Here is a 14,124-nt window from a genome sequence, read left to right as displayed (position 1 = left end):
TCGCGGAAGTCCTCCTCCGGACGGACGGGACCGCGGTCGGGGCCCGGGCCCGGAGCGTCACCGTGGCCGGGTCGGAATTCCGGTACCGGGCCGACGAGGCGGTCGCGGGACCGGTGCGCCGCCGTACGTGGACCCTGCAGCCGGCTGCGTGGGGGCTCATCCTCCCGCGCTGACCTGCGGGGCCGTCCCCTTCGTCCGCTGCCCGGCGGTGGCCGCGCGGGCGACGGCCCGCCGGGAGGCGAGGGTGAGCGCCGCGGAGGCGGCCGCCAGCACGGTCATCGCGGTGGCGGGGCCCAGGTACTGGGCGGCCGCGCCGGCGAGGGCGGCGCCGATGCCCTGCCAGGTCATCCGGCCGGCCGACTCGACACCCTGGACCTGCCCGCGGACCGCGTCGGGGGTCAGGGCCAGGAGCTGCTCCTGCAGCGGCAGGGTGGCGGAGAAGCCGGCGCTCGCGGCGAACACCGCGGCCGCCGCCAGCGGCAGCGGCGGTTCGAACGCGAAGAGGAGGAACGGGACGGCGAGCAGCAGGCGCAGGGCGAACGCGTACCGGCGCCGGCGCTCGGCGGTGAGCAGCCGGCCGACGGCGAGGTCCCCGAGGAGCATCCCGGCCGAGCCGGCGGCGAGGAGGGCGCCGGCGTGCTGCGGTGCGTAGGGGATGAACAGGGCCTCGCAGCCGACGACGAGGCCGTTGGGCACCCACAGGTTCAGCAGCAGGGCCCGCCGGCCGGGATGGGCGAACAGCTCGGCGTTGGTCGCCCAGGTCTGCCGCAGCCCGGGGCGGCGGGTCAGCCGGATCGACTGCTCCCGTACGGTCACGGCCACGACGGCGAGCGCGAGGCCGGTCAGCACGGCGGCGACGGCGAAGACCCGGTACGGGCCGATCCGGCCCAGCAGTACGGCACCGAGGGCGAAGCCCAGCACGGACACGGCGCCGGCGGTGATGTTCATCAGCGAGCGGGCGAGGGCGTACGCGGAGGCGGGCACGGTCTCGGCGAGCAGGCCCATGCGGGTGCCGGTCCCCAGGGAGTGGAAGAAGCCGAGCAGCAGGAGCAGGCCGAAGCGGGCGGCCAACGGCAGCCCGGGGACGGCCTGGGCGGCGGCTCCGGCCAGGGAGAGGCCCTGGAGGGTGAGGAGCGTGCGGCGGGGGCGCTCGCCGTCGGCGACCGACATGAGCGTGAGCGCCCCGAGGACGGTGGCGAAGGTGGCGCCGTACATGCTCACGGCCGTCAGGAACGGGGAGCCGGTCTGCCGCTCGACGAGGGTGCCGAGGGCGAAGCCGGACAGGGTGCTCGCGGCGACGGCCAGGGTGAGGCTCGCGTGGAGTCCGGCGAACTCGCGGTCGCGGAGCAGGGCCCGATAGCCGGCCGGGGCTGATGCGGATGCGGATGGGGATGGGGATGCGGATGGGGATGCGCTGTGTGATGTGGCGTCAGAAGGCATGAAAAAAGCCTCCGGACGCACCGTTGGGCGCCGAAGGCAACATGCGGATCATAGCAGTTGCCCTCGACGCGGCCCAGCGGTTCCGCGACAGTCCGGCTCGGGTGAGTCGGTCGGATCAGGTCGCCCCGGCCCAGTCCGGCCCGGCCCGGCTCATCCGGCCCAGCCCAGCCCAGCTCGGCTCGGCTCAGGCCGGCTCAGGTCGGCTCAGGTCGGCTCAGGTCGAGCGTGGCGCGGTGGGTGCGCCAGCGGTCCATCATTCCCAGCAGCTCCTGCTGCAGGAACTCGAAGAACGCCGCCGTCTCGGCGATCCGCGCCCCGGCGGGGGTGTCGGCGCCGAGGCCGGCCGCGCCCTCGCGCAGGGTCTTCTCCCACAGGGTCAGGACCTGGTCGCGGCGGGTGAAGGTCTCGTACCAGAGTTCGTTGTGCAGGACGTACCGGTCGCGGCGGGAACCGGGCTCGCGCTCGCGGCTGACCATGTGGACCTGTGTCAGGTACGACACCGCGCCCGACACCGCCGCCGGGCTGATCTGCAGAGCCTCGCTCAGCTCGGCCGAGGTCATCGCGCCGCTGTCGCTGGCCAGCAGCTGCGCGAAGACCCGGGAGGCCATGCGCTGCATGCCCGCGTCGGTCAGCTGGGCCGCGAAGCGCTCCACGAAGCGGGAGACCGCCTCGGCGTTGCGCTCATCGCGCTCATCGCGGGCGTCCCGCTCGTCCTGCTTGTTTCCTGCGTCCATCTGCTTCGCCACCCTCCGAACTTTACGCGATTCCCGACCTTCACAAGTTTGTGAAATTAACGTACGTTCAGAAACATGACGAAGGCAATCAGCGTCGCCGGACTCCACAAGGCGTTCGGCCGCACCCGCGCTCTGGACGGACTCGACCTCTCCGTCGCCACCGGCGAGGTCCACGGCTTCCTCGGCCCCAACGGCGCCGGCAAGTCCACCACCATCCGCGTTCTGCTGGGCCTGCTGCGCGCCGACTCCGGAAGCGCCGAGCTGCTCGGCGGCGACCCGTGGGGCGACGCCGTGGAGCTCCACCGCCGCGTCGCCTACGTCCCCGGCGACGTCACCCTGTGGCGCAACCTCTCCGGCGGCGAGGTCATCGACCTCTACGGGCGGCTGCGTCAGAGCGGCCGCGCGGGGCGCGTCGGGCAGGGTGGCGGTGGGCGACGGGCGGGCGGCCTCGACCGGGCCCGCCGCGACGGGCTGATCGAGCGCTTCGAGCTCGATCCCACGAAGAAGGGGCGCACGTACTCCAAGGGCAACCGCCAGAAGGTGGCACTCGTCGCCGCCTTCGCCTCGAACGCCGAGCTGCTCGTCCTCGACGAGCCCACCTCCGGCCTCGACCCGCTGATGGAGGAGGTCTTCCAGAGCTGCGTCGCCGAGGCCCGCGCCGCCGGCCGCACGGTCCTGCTCAGCTCGCACATCCTCAGCGAGGTCGAAGCCCTCTGCGACCGCGTCAGCATCATCCGCCAGGGCCGCACCGTGGAGACCGGCACCCTCGCCGAGCTGCGCCACCTCACCCGTACGTCGATCAGCGCCGAACTCGCCGGGCCGCCGAACGGCCTCGCGCAGCTGCCCGGCGTCCACGACGTCGAGGTGCAGGGGCAGCGCATCCGCCTGCAGGCCGACACCGACAAGCTGGACGCCGTCCTGCGCTCCCTCGCGGCCTCCGGGGTGCGGTCGCTGACCGCGACCCCGCCCACCCTCGAAGAACTCTTCCTGCGCCACTACGCGGACGACACGCACGCGAAGGCGCACGCGAACACAAAGGCAGGCGCACCGCGATGAAGGGCCAACTCGCCGGAACAGCAGGCCTGCTGAGGCTCGCGCTGCGCCGCGACCGGGTCATGATGCCGGTGTGGGTGGTGGTCGTCGCCCTGATGGTGCTGAGCCTGCCCGCCTCCCTGGAGTCGGCGTACGCAACCGAAGCCGACCGGGCCCGGCTCGCCGCCACCATGAACGCCAACGGCTCGCTGCGCGCCCTGTACGGGCCCGTCTTCGGGGACTCGCTCGGCGCCCTCACCGCCTGGCGCGGCGGGGTCTTCGCCGGGGTGCTCGCCGGCGTCATGAGCCTGGCCGTCGTCATCCGGCACACCCGCGAGGAAGAGGAGACCGGCCGCCAGGAACTGCTGTCCGCCGCCATGGTGGGCCGGCGGGCCCCGCTCACGGCCGCACTCCTGGCCGCCCTGACCGCCGACGCGGCCGCCGCCCTGCTGGTGGCCGGCGGCCTGGCCGGCGCGCACGGCGCGGCCGGGGCGCTCGCGCTCGGACTGGGCATCGGCGCCACCGGCATGCTCTTCGCGGGCATCGCCGCCATCACCGCGCAGCTCACCGAGAGCGCACGGCTCGCGAAGGGCCTCGCGGGGGCGCTGATCGGCACCGCGTTCGTCCTGCGCGCCGCCGGCGACGCCGGCAGCACCGGCGGGGGAAGCGCGCTGACCTGGGCCTCGCCGCTGGGCTGGCTGGAGCACGTACGGCCCTTCGCCGGCGAACGCTGGTGGGTGCTCGGGCTGTTCGCCGCGGCCGCCGCGGTGCTGATGGCAGCCGCGTACGCGCTCGCCGGACGCCGCGACATCGGCATGAGCTTCCTCCCGGCCAGGCCCGGGCCCGCCGAAGGCCGGATCGGCAGCGCCGGCGCGCTGGCCTGGCGGCTGCAGCGGGGCAGCCTGGCGGGCTGGAGCCTCGGATTCCTCACGGCGGGCGCCGTCTTCGGGTCCATCACGGACGGCGCCACCCAGCTCGTCGGCGACAACGCGCGGACCCGCGAGATCATCCAGCGCATGGGCGGGCAGAGCGCGATCGCCGACGCCTTCCTCGCCACCATGGCCGGCATGCTCGGCATGGTCGCCGCCCTCTACATCGTCTCCGCGGTGCTCCGGCTGACCGGCGAGGAGACCGGGCAGCGCGCCGAACCGCTGCTCGCCGCCCCCGTCGGGCGGCTGCGCTGGGCCGGCGGCCACTTGGCCGTGGCCTTCGGCGGATCCGCGCTGATCCTGCTCCTCGGCGGGCTCGGCCTGGGCATCGGACACGGCCGGGACGTGGCCGCTGCGGCCGGCGCCGCCCTCGCCCAGCTCCCGGCCGTGTGGGTGATCGGCGCCCTGGCCGCCCTGTTGCACGGCGCCGCCCCGAAGTACGCCGCCGGCGCCTGGGGGATCGCCGGTGCCGCCCTGCTGCTCGGCTGGATCGGCCCCGCCCTGAACCTTCCACAGGCCGTCCTGGACCTCTCGCCCTTCGCCCACCTGCCGAAGCTCCCGGGCGCACAGGCCCTGGCCTGGACACCGCTGCTGGCCCTGACCGGCCTCGCGGCGGCCCTCCTCGCGGCGGGCCTCACCGCCCTCCGCCGCCGGGACATCACCTCCTGACCCGGACCGCGCCGACAGCCCCCGCGTGGTACGCCGGGGGCCGTCGGCGGTCCGGCGCCTCCGTCAGAACTCGACGAGGAGCTCGCGCAGGCCGCGGATGACGTAGCCCGGCTGCCACTCGGGTTCGCGGACGAGCTTCAGCGGCGGCACGCCGTCGGCCAGGAAGGCGCCGAAGGACGCCGTCAGCTCGCGGCGGGCGAGGGGGGCGCCCAGGCAGTAGTGGATGCCCGCACCGAAGCTCAGGTGGGGATTGTCCGTGCGGGACAGGTCCAGCACATCCGGGTCCTCGAAGCGGGAGGGGTCCCGGTTCGCCGAGCCGAACAGCAGGGCGACCTCCGCCCCGCGGGGGATGACCGTGTCCCCGACCCGGATGTCGTCGAGGACCCACCGCTCGAACATCTGCAGGGGTGTGTCGTAGCGCATCAGTTCATCCACAGCTGTGGACAACTTTTCGGGACGGAGCCCGGCCAGGTGATCCGGGTTCCGGAACAGGGTCCACCAGCCGTTGACGGTGGTGTTCACGGTCGCCTCGTGCCCCGCGTTCAGCAGCAGCACACAGGTGGAGATCATCTCCTGCTCGCTGAGCCGCCCCTCCTCGTCGTGGGCGGCGATCAGCCCGGAGATCAGATCCTCACCGGGCCGCCCCCGCCGCTCGGCGATCAGCTCCCGCAGATAGGCGCTGAACTCCACGCTCGCCCGGACGGCCCGCCGCGCCGTCTCCTCGTCCGGCCGCAGCTCGAACATCCCGCAGATGTCCGCCGACCACGGCCGCAGCAGCCCCCGGTCCGCCTCCGGAACCCCCAGCAGCTCCGCGATCACCGCCACCGGCAGGGGCTCGGCCACGACGGTGAGCAGGTCCCCGCCGCCGTCCGCGAGCAGCCGCCCCACCAGCTCTCCCGCGAGCCGCTCCACGGCCGGCGCGAGCCGCTCCACCGTCCGCGGGGTGAACGCCTTCGACACCAGGCGCCGCACCCGGCCGTGTGCCGGATCCTCCAGGTCCAACAGGCCGTTCCCGTTGAGCACATGGAACGGCTCGTGCTCCGGCGGCGGAGCCTCGCGCCCGAACTCCTCGTGCGAGAACCGGTGCAGGTATGTCCGCCCCAGTCGGCGGTCGCGCAACAGCGAGCTCACGTCGGCGTAGTGCGGCACCAGCCACTGCCCGGTGGCCTCCCACCAGATCGCCCGGCCCTGCGCGCGCAGCTCCCGGTAGGCGGGGTACGGATCGGCGACGAACTCGGCATCCCACGGATCAAAGCCCATCTCCGCAGCGTAGGCGCTCCGCGGGAGGTGCCGCGATCGGGCCGGCGGTCGTCTGCGGCCGGTCGCGCGGTTCCCCGTGCCCCTTCGGGGCGCCTCCGAAACGCCGTCGACTTCGCCGCGGCGCCGGACCCCCGCTACGACGGGGTCACGAGGCGGGTCTCGTACGCGAACACGGCCGCCTGCGTCCGGTCCCGCAGGCCCAGCTTCACCAGGATCCGGCTCACATGCGTCTTGATGGTGGATTCGGCGACCACCAGCCGGTCCGCGATCTCCGCATTCGACAGGCCCTGGGCGATCAGGACCAGCACCTCCGTCTCCCGCTCCGTCAGGGCCTCGACCGCCGCCGAGCCGGCGAGCCGCGGCGCCGCCGACAGCTTCGAGAACTCCAGGATCAGCCGCTTGGTGACCGTCGGCGCCAGCAGCGCCTCCCCGGACGCCACCACGCGTACACCCTCGGCGAGTTGCCGGGCCGAGGCGTCCTTCAGCAGGAACCCGGAAGCCCCGGCCCGCAGGGCCTGGTACACGTACTCGTCGAGATCGAAGGTCGTCAGGACCAGCACCTTCGCGTCCGTGTCCGCGGCGACGATCTCCCGGGTCGCCTCCAGCCCGTTCATCACCGGCATCCGGATGTCCATCAGCACCACGTCCGGCCGCAGCGCCGCGACACGGTCGATGGCCTCGCGGCCGTCGACGGCCTCCCCGACGACCTCGATCCCGTCCATCGCGTTCAGCAGGACGGAGAAGCCCTCCCGGACCATCATCTGGTCGTCGACGATGAGCACCCTGATCGTCATGCCGGGGCCTGCACCGTGTCCCGGGCCGGCTCCTGCCGCCCCCGCACCGGTATGAACACCGCCACCTCGTACCCTCCTGCTTCCGTTGTGCCGGCCGTCATCTCCCCCTCCAGCATGGCCACGCGCTCCCGCATCCCCGTGATCCCGTGCCCGGCGCCGGGCGAGGGCCGCACGTCCCCGGTCGGCTTCCCGTTGACCACCCGTATGCCGAGCCCGCCCAGTACATAGCTGACCTCGACCTCGGCCGCCGCCCCCGGGGCGTGGCGCAGCGTGTTGCTCAGCGCCTCCTGGACGATCCGGTACGCCGACAGCTCGACGCCCTGCGGCAGTTCCCGCACCGCGCCCGTCACCGTCTTCTCCACGCTCAGCCCGGCCTCGCGCACATTGGCCAGCAGCCCTTCCAGCGAGGCCAGCGTCGGCTGCGGCGCGTCGGGCGCCTCGTAGTCCGCGGAGCGGACCACGCCCAGCACCCGGCGCAGCTCCGTCAGCGCCGCCACCGCGTTCTCCCGGATCGTCGCGAACGCGGCCTCCAGCTCCGGCGGCGGGTTCTTCACCCGGTAGGGCGCGGCCTCCGCCTGGATCGCCACCACCGACATGTGGTGCGCCACCACGTCGTGCAGCTCGCGCGCGATCGTCGTGCGCTCCTCCAGCAGGGTGCGCCGGTCCCGCTCGACAGCCGTGACCTCCTGCTGCGCGCTGACCTCCTCGGCGGCGTCCCTGCGGACGTGGCGGACCGTCACCACCAGCAGGGACACGGCCAGCAGGAAGGCCATCGGCGCCACATGGTCCGGCTCGCCCAGCCCGAGCAGGGCGGGGATCACCATCCCGACCAGCAGAGTGATCAGCCACATCCAGCCGGCGGCCCGGGGCCGGGTCCGCATCGCCACAACGGTCACCACGAACAGGTACATGACGAAGGCGCCCGGCGACCGGGGCCATACGCCCACGTCCGCGCCGGCCAGTGAGAGCGCCTCGGTGGCCAACAGCGCCGCCCAGAACGCCCCCACGGGCCGGACCAGCGTCATCAGGACCGGAGCAGCCGCCACCAGTCCCACCACGAGACTGCCGAGCGCCCAGTCGGTGCCGCTGCCGGTCGAGGCGAGCAGCAGCACGAACAAGGCCACCGCCCCCACCACGGCATGCGGCAGGTGCGCCGACCGCCTGCGTATCCGCTGCGGGAGCCAGCGCACGAGCAGGCCGTCCGTGCGCATCGGCGGCAGCGGCCGGTACGCGAACGCATCCGTCACCAGGTCCTCGCGCAGGCCCTGCATCAGGTCGGTAACCAGCCGGAACTCGGGGGACCGGGGCGACGCCCCGGACGTGGTCGTCTCGGTCATGCCACCACGGTAGGCCGCCCTCCCCATCGTCCGCGTCGCCGCCGAAGGGGATCTGCGGGCCTCCCTCTCAGGTACTACGCGCTGCCCTCAGTAGCCCGCCGGACGGACCAGACCCGACTCGTACGCGAACACCGCCGCCTGCGTGCGGTCGCGCAGCCCCAGCTTCACCAGGATCCGGCCCACGTGGCTCTTCACCGTCTGCTCGGCGACCACCAGCCGCGCCGCGATCTCCGCATTGGACAGGCCCTGCGCGATCAGCGCCAGCACCTCGGTCTCCCGCTCCGTCAGCTCCCCGATCCGCGCCTTCGACGGTGCCCGCGGCGCCCCCAGCCGGGAGAACTCGGTGATCAGCCGCTTGGTGATGTTCGGGGACAGCAGCGCCTCCCCGGCCGCCACCACGCGCACCGCCTCCGCGAGCTGGTCGGCCGAGGCGTCCTTCAACAGGAAGCCGGAAGCCCCGGCGCGCAGCGCCTCGTACACGTACTCGTCGAGGTCGAAGGTGGTCAGTACCAGCACCTTCACGGCGGAGCCCGTGGCCGCGGTGATCGCGGACGTCGCCTCGATGCCGCCCATGCCGGGCATGCGGATGTCCATCAGGACGACGTCCGGCCCCAGTTCGGCGGTCCTCGCCACCGCGTCGGCGCCGTCCACGGCCTGCCCGACGACCTCTATGTCCGGCTGCGCGTTCAGGAGGACGGTGAAACCCTGCCGGACCATCATCTGGTCGTCGGCGATCATCACCCGGATCGGGTCGGCCGGCGTCGTCATCGTTCTGTTCAGTCCCTCTTCGTCGCGGGGTCCATGGGCAGCACGGCACTCACCTCGTACCCTCCGCCGGGCCGCGGACCGGCGGCCAGCTCGCCCCCCAGCATGCCCGCCCGCTCCCGCATGCCGAGCAGCCCGTGCCCCGCCCCCTGCGAGGGCGGTACCGGGCGGGTGGGGGCGGTGTTGGCGATGCACAGGTGCAACTCGTCCGGCCCGTACGCGATCCCCACCTCGACCTGTGAACCGGGCGCGTGGCGCAGGCAATTGCTCAGCGCCTCCTGCACGATGCGGTAGGCGGTCAGCTCGACGCCCGGGGTCAGCGGCCGCCGTATCCCCGCGATCTCGGTGGTGACGGTCAGGCCCGCGCCGCGCACGTTGTCGACGAGACCGTCCAGTTCGGCGAGCGTGGGCTGCGGGTGGTGGGGGTCGGCCGGGTCGTCGGGATGCTCGGAACGCAGCACGCCCAGCACCCGGCGCAGCTCCGTCAACGCCTCCAGCGCGTTCTCCCGGATGCCCGCCAGGTTCTCCTTGAGCTCCTCGGAGGGGTTCTCGACCAGGTGCGGGGCGACCTGCGCCTGGATGGAGATCACCGACATGTGGTGGGCGACGACGTCGTGCAGTTCGCGGGCGATGCGGCTGCGCTCTTCCAGCAGGGTGCGCTGGGCGCGCTCCTCCTCGGTGAGCGTCTCCTGCTCGACGAGCTTGGTGCGGGCCAGCCGGGTCGCGCGCAGGGCGTGCCCGAGCACGCCGACGAAGCCGAAGAGCAGCGCCACGGAGAGGACGGTGCTCTGGCCCTGCCCCGGCTTGAAGAGGAGCTCGGCGAGGCCGGTGAGGCCGACGGACAGGCCGGTGACGGCAACGGTGACCCGGGGCGGTACGCGCAGCGCGACCAGCAGCAGCACCACGGCGAACGCGAAGAATCCACTGGGCGGCCACGGCCAGCTCTGCCCGGCTCCGACCCGGTCGTGGATCTGTGCGGCGACCAGCGTCGCCGCCAGCAGGCCGAGCCACCACCCGGCGAGCGGCCGGAACATCGCGAGCAGGATCGACGCACCCGTCGCCAGTGCCCCCGCCAGCGGGTGGCCGCCGGTGACCCCGTACTCGTTGTCCATCTGCTCGGCGGTGAGGAAGGCGGAGAAGATCCCGACGTAGCCGATCACGAAGTGCGGCAGCCAGGCCAGCCATCGGGGCCGGGACAGCCCGGGCAGTGGGTCCCACGCGACGGTGAACATATCCAGGGCGAGGGTCCGCAGCAGGGCTCCCGGGCGCGAGGCGGTCGGGGTTGTGGATGTGGGGTCGCTCCGGTCGTTCACGGCGTCCAGCCTAGGCATGGGTGATCACCTCTTCGGCTGCCGGCCGCCCGGCGGCGGGGACGGCGGAGCCCGCGACCGTCCGGGAAGGGGTGCCGGTGCCCCGCCGGGGCCGCCTGGCCTGTTCGTACGCGCGGAACGCGGTCCAGCACACGGCCAGCGCGGCGGCGAAGACCGGGAGCCACAGCAGCCGGGCAGGTATCCACAGCGGCGAGTCGGGGAGGGTGTGCAGCCCGGGCAGGTCGGCGGGGGCCAGCATGCCGAGCGTGGTGACGGCCATCATCGCGGTCTGGTGCCACAGGAAGATCGTCATCGCGGACAGGTTCGCCAGAGCCACCGCCGCCCATACGCGGGGCCGCCGCACGGCCCGCCCCACCGGCCCCCGCAACAGCAGGGCCAGCCCGCACTGGGCGAGGCCGAAGGCAGCCGCGGCCAGGGTCGGCGGGTTCAGGTTCGACACCTCCGCCCCCGGAACACCGACCATGGACGCCGGGTATCCGCCCCACAGGACCAGCGCGGCGGTACCGGCCGCGCCGCCGCCCAGGAGCAGCACGGCCGGAGTGCGCCGGTCGAAGGCGCCCCGGGACCAGGCGGCGCCCAGCGCGTAGGGGACGAGCCAGCCGGCGGCCACGTTGACCCAGCCGACCCACTCGGGCCCGCCGAGCCCGAACCGCCACGCGTCGACGCCCGCCACCACGGCCAGCGGCCACAGCGGGTTGAGTCGGGCCACGAGCGGGGTGGCGGCGGTGAGCACGGCGAAGACGAGGAGGAACCACAGCGGGGAGAGGACGAGCCGGAGCAAGGCGTGCACGGTCTGCTGCTCCGCCCCGCCGAGCAGCATCCCGGCCGCGGCGACGGCCCACACGGCCAGCACTGCGGCGACCGGCCGGAACAGCCGGGACAGGCGCTGCCCGACCCAGGCGCCGTACGACACCCCGCGCTCCCGCGCCGCCGCATGGCCGCGGGCCGCGACATGCCCGCCGACCAGGAAGAACACGGCCAGCGTCTGGAGCACCCAGGACACCGGTGCCAGCCACGGCATACGGGACAGCGGGCTGGCGGTGCTCAGGCCGCCGTCGGCGGTGGTGGTCAGCGCGGTGACCAGCCAGTGCCCCAGCACCACCCCGAGGATGGCGAAGGCCCGCAGCGTGTCCACGGTCCGGTCCCGGCCGGCGGGCGTGGCCGCGTCCACGCGGTCGGCGAGGACGGACCAGCGGGCGCGGACCTTACGCACGGGGGGCCTCCGGAGTGCCGAGGACGATGCGGGCCAGGCTGTTGAGGGACGTGGTCCCGGGCTTCAGGTAGTCGCTGTGGCCGCCCGGCCCGGCCGCGAACGCCCGGGCGCCGAAGGCGGGGGCGACGGGATCGGTGCCGAAACCGACCGCGCCGACGCGGACGTGCGGGACCCGCCCGATCCAGTCGTCGCCACCGCGGCCGGCCCAGACCCGGGCACCGGTGGGCAGTTCGGCGGCGGAGGCCGCGCCCGTGCCCGGGCTGCCGAACAGGGCGATATCGCCGACCTTGGGCCCGGTGGCGGTACGGGCGCAGACCACCGAGCCGTAGGAGTGGCACAGGAGTGAGAGCCGGGCATCGGGGATGGAGAGCTGCTCCAAGCGGCGGAGGAACGGCGCCAGTTCGGCTGCGGCCTCCTGCGCCCGCTCGGCGGTGAGCACGGTCGCGCTGACGGTGCCGGGCGTGTCGTACCCGAGCCAGGCCACCACGGCGGAGCGGGTGTGCTCGGCCTGCAGACGCTGCTGCAGGGTGACCGCCCCGGACCGGAACCGCTGGTAGGTGTCCAGGGTGGTGTCGGAGCCGGGTACCAGGACGGTGATCCGGTCGGCGGTCTCCAGATCGCCGAACACTTCGACGGCGCGCCCTCTGCCCCGGCCGTCGAAGGCGAGGAACCGGGCGGTTCCCTCCGCCTCCATGGCGTGGAGCCGGTCTGCGCGGCCGGTACGGCCGGCGTCCCGGGCCATGCGGGCGGCCCCGGCGAGGTTGGCGAGGTTCGCGGCGTACACCTCCCGGGGCGCGGCCCCTTCGGCGAGCGCCACCGGTATCGGCGCCGGCACGTCCGGGGAGGCGGCGGCGGACACGGGGACGGCCACGGCCGCGGCGACGAGGCCCGCCAGCAGGGTGCGGCGCAGACGGCCACCCAGGCGGCCACCCAGACGGCCAGTGGTGCGGCGTCCTCCAGAGCCTTCTCCGGGGCGTCCTTCGAGGCGGGTCATGGCGGTCCCCTGCTCCTTCGCTGGCCGGCGCGCGGCGCCCATCGGCTCCTCCGAGCGGCCTGCGGTCGGCGGGCGGCTCTTCTGCGCTTTCTGGTATCGAAGTTAGAAATCGGAGCGCCTGGTCGGCGTCCCGCTGGGGAGCCGCCTTCGCGAATAGCTCTCAGGTATGACAGGGGCAACCTGAGAGCCAGGAAAGGCGGTTCGGGAGGCGGGGGCTGATCATCCCCGGGGCTGCAACCCCGAGACGGGCATGCACATCCCGCCGCACGTCGCGGATGTGACACCGAGCGTCTTCTGCGGCGGCCGGGACGAGCAGGGAGGCGGCCCGGAGACAGTCGCTACGGTGGCGGGCGTGATCGACAACGACTGGCGCAACGACCGCATAGGCAGCGCGCACCGCGGTGAGAACCCGACCGTGCTGCGCCGCCTCGACCAGAGCTTCGCCGTGATCGGGGACCGGCAGTTCCTCCCCGGGTACTCGGTGCTGCTGACCGACGACCCGTCGGCGACCCGGCTCTCCGACCTGCCACGAGCGCGCAGGACCGCGTACCTCGGCGACATGGAGCGGCTCGCCGAGGCCGTCGAGCGGGCCTGTCGGCGGCTCGACCCGGCCTTCCGCCGGGTGAACATCGAGATCCTGGGCAACAAGGACCCCTACCTCCACGCCCACATCTGGCCCCGCTACGACTGGGAGCCCGCCGACCTGGTCCAACTGCCCGTCTGGCTGTACGAGGAGCAGTACTGGAGGAGCAGCGGGTACGAACTCGGCCCCCGGCACGACGGGCTGCGCACGGCCATCGGCGAGGAGCTCGACCGGCTGGGCGGCGGCGCGGCCGGCTGACCGGAGGTGCGGACCGGGCGGGCCGCGCCGGGCCGGGGCCTACGGGGTGGTTGCCACCCGGATGCCGAAGCCGATCAGGACCACCCCGGTCACCCGGTCCAGCGCCCGGCGCACGCGCGGCCTGCCGAAGAACCGCCGGGCGCGGGACAGGACGTACACGTACGTGCTCAGCCAGGCCACCGTCAGCAGGACGTGCAGCAGCACCAGCAAGGCCATGCCCGCCGCCGGGCGCAGGCCGGACGGGGCGAGGGCGGGCAGCAGGCCGGTGTAGAACACGGCGATCTTGGGGTTGAGGGCGTTGCTGACGAGGCCGGTCCGCCAGGCGTCGGCGGCGGCGGACCGGCTGTCGGTGCTGTCGGTGCCCTCGCGGGCGTCGGAGTCGGTCGGGGCCTCGGAGGCGGGAGCCGCGCCCGGCCGGCGCAGGGACTGGACGCCGAGGAAGCAGAGGTAGGCGGCGCCCGCGAGCTTCACCACGAGGTACACCTCGGCCGAGGCGGCGAGCAGCGCGGCCAGGCCGGCCACGGTGAGCACGCCCCACAGGAGCAGGCCCGCGGTGATCCCGGCCACGGTGCGCAGGCCGTCGGCGCGGCCGCGGGCGACGGCACGCCTGGTCACGATGGCCATGTCGGGGCCGGGGACGAGGGTCAGGAGTGCCAGGACGCCGGTCGCGGTGAGGAGTTGCGTGAGCACGCGGCTCAGTCTGCCACCAGGCCGCGGGCGCCGAGGATGTCGCGAGTGGGCCGCTGCGCGGGGCCTTCTTCCCGGCCCGCCGTGCCCCCGTCCCC

The 14,124-nt window shown here is 74.0% G+C and carries 13 protein-coding genes; 3 read left to right on the top strand and 10 right to left on the bottom strand.

The window, feature by feature from the left end; genetic code table 11:
• Window positions 1-156 precede the first annotated feature (156 nt).
• Window positions 157-1,440, bottom strand: a complete 1,284-nt coding sequence (locus HYE82_RS24930; protein WP_179176390.1) for an MFS transporter — start codon at window positions 1,438-1,440, stop codon at window positions 157-159.
• 194 nt (window positions 1,441-1,634) lie between these two features.
• A complete protein-coding gene (locus HYE82_RS24925) occupies window positions 1,635-2,174 on the bottom strand; it encodes a GbsR/MarR family transcriptional regulator (protein WP_179176392.1) in 540 nt (179 codons plus the stop codon).
• Window positions 2,175-2,249: 75 nt separating this feature from the next.
• Here HYE82_RS24925 and HYE82_RS24920 point away from each other — a divergent pair, with 75 nt between their 5' ends.
• On the top strand, window positions 2,250-3,230 hold the full coding sequence (locus HYE82_RS24920; protein WP_179176389.1) for an ABC transporter ATP-binding protein: 981 nt from the start codon (window positions 2,250-2,252) through the stop codon (window positions 3,228-3,230).
• A complete protein-coding gene (locus tag HYE82_RS24915) occupies window positions 3,227-4,804 on the top strand; it encodes an ABC transporter permease (protein ID WP_179176388.1) in 1,578 nt (525 codons plus the stop codon). Before HYE82_RS24920 ends, HYE82_RS24915 begins: the two co-directional genes overlap by 4 nt.
• Before the next feature lie 63 nt (window positions 4,805-4,867).
• Here HYE82_RS24915 and HYE82_RS24910 read toward each other — a convergent pair whose 3' ends face one another.
• From HYE82_RS24910 to HYE82_RS24880, 7 genes are all read right to left on the bottom strand, one after another.
• The gene (locus HYE82_RS24910) at window positions 4,868-6,064 is read right to left on the bottom strand and encodes a cytochrome P450 (RefSeq protein ID WP_179176387.1); all 1,197 of its coding nucleotides are present in this window, start codon (window positions 6,062-6,064) and stop codon (window positions 4,868-4,870) included.
• A 134-nt stretch (window positions 6,065-6,198) separates the two neighbouring features.
• Window positions 6,199-6,858 carry a response regulator transcription factor gene (locus tag HYE82_RS24905; RefSeq protein ID WP_179176386.1) on the bottom strand — a complete coding sequence of 220 codons (660 nt, stop codon included), beginning with the start codon at window positions 6,856-6,858 and terminating at the stop codon, window positions 6,199-6,201.
• On the bottom strand, window positions 6,855-8,195 hold the full coding sequence (locus HYE82_RS24900) for a sensor histidine kinase (RefSeq protein WP_179176385.1): 1,341 nt from the start codon (window positions 8,193-8,195) through the stop codon (window positions 6,855-6,857). The genes HYE82_RS24905 and HYE82_RS24900 overlap by 4 nt, the downstream gene beginning before the upstream one ends.
• Before the next feature lie 87 nt (window positions 8,196-8,282).
• On the bottom strand, window positions 8,283-8,963 hold the full coding sequence (locus HYE82_RS24895) for a response regulator transcription factor (RefSeq protein ID WP_179176384.1): 681 nt from the start codon (window positions 8,961-8,963) through the stop codon (window positions 8,283-8,285).
• Window positions 8,964-8,971: 8 nt separating this feature from the next.
• On the bottom strand, window positions 8,972-10,273 hold the full coding sequence (locus HYE82_RS24890) for a sensor histidine kinase (protein WP_309144443.1): 1,302 nt from the start codon (window positions 10,271-10,273) through the stop codon (window positions 8,972-8,974).
• A 10-nt stretch (window positions 10,274-10,283) separates the two neighbouring features.
• Window positions 10,284-11,504, bottom strand: coding sequence for an acyltransferase (locus HYE82_RS24885; protein ID WP_309144442.1), 1,221 nt, complete (start codon window positions 11,502-11,504; stop codon window positions 10,284-10,286).
• A complete protein-coding gene (locus HYE82_RS24880) occupies window positions 11,497-12,498 on the bottom strand; it encodes an alpha/beta hydrolase (protein ID WP_179176382.1) in 1,002 nt (333 codons plus the stop codon). The genes HYE82_RS24885 and HYE82_RS24880 overlap by 8 nt, the downstream gene beginning before the upstream one ends.
• Before the next feature lie 355 nt (window positions 12,499-12,853).
• Here HYE82_RS24880 and HYE82_RS24875 point away from each other — a divergent pair, with 355 nt between their 5' ends.
• Window positions 12,854-13,339 (top strand): HIT family protein, encoded by a 486-nt coding sequence (locus tag HYE82_RS24875; protein WP_179176391.1) that lies wholly within the window; start codon window positions 12,854-12,856, stop codon window positions 13,337-13,339.
• Window positions 13,340-13,378: 39 nt separating this feature from the next.
• Here the strand turns inward: HYE82_RS24875 and HYE82_RS24870 are convergent, their stop codons facing one another.
• Complete coding sequence (locus HYE82_RS24870; RefSeq protein ID WP_179176381.1) at window positions 13,379-14,029, bottom strand: LysE family translocator; 651 nt, start codon at window positions 14,027-14,029, stop codon at window positions 13,379-13,381.
• Between the last annotated feature and the right edge of the window lie 95 nt (window positions 14,030-14,124).

This window comes from Streptomyces sp. BR123, from assembly GCF_013401435.1.
GTDB lineage: Bacteria > Actinomycetota > Actinomycetes > Streptomycetales > Streptomycetaceae > Streptomyces.
This window is presented reverse-complemented; position numbering and strand designations above follow the sequence as displayed.

Bases quoted from the DNA above. Each gene is read 5' to 3' on its own strand.
- HYE82_RS24925 (WP_179176392.1), bottom strand. From the start codon at position 2,174: ATGGACGCAGGAAACAAGCAGGACGAGCGGGACGCCCGCGATGAGCGC.
- HYE82_RS24910 (WP_179176387.1), bottom strand. From the start codon at position 6,064: ATGGGCTTTGATCCGTGGGATGCCGAGTTCGTCGCCGATCCGTACCCC.
- HYE82_RS24915 (WP_179176388.1), top strand. From the start codon at position 3,227: ATGAAGGGCCAACTCGCCGGAACAGCAGGCCTGCTGAGGCTCGCGCTG.
- HYE82_RS24895 (WP_179176384.1), bottom strand. From the start codon at position 8,963: ATGACGACGCCGGCCGACCCGATCCGGGTGATGATCGCCGACGACCAG.
- HYE82_RS24905 (WP_179176386.1), bottom strand. From the start codon at position 6,858: ATGACGATCAGGGTGCTCATCGTCGACGACCAGATGATGGTCCGGGAG.
- HYE82_RS24880 (WP_179176382.1), bottom strand. From the start codon at position 12,498: ATGACCCGCCTCGAAGGACGCCCCGGAGAAGGCTCTGGAGGACGCCGC.
- HYE82_RS24900 (WP_179176385.1), bottom strand. From the start codon at position 8,195: ATGACCGAGACGACCACGTCCGGGGCGTCGCCCCGGTCCCCCGAGTTC.
- HYE82_RS24930 (WP_179176390.1), bottom strand. From the start codon at position 1,440: ATGCCTTCTGACGCCACATCACACAGCGCATCCCCATCCGCATCCCCA.
- HYE82_RS24920 (WP_179176389.1), top strand. From the start codon at position 2,250: ATGACGAAGGCAATCAGCGTCGCCGGACTCCACAAGGCGTTCGGCCGC.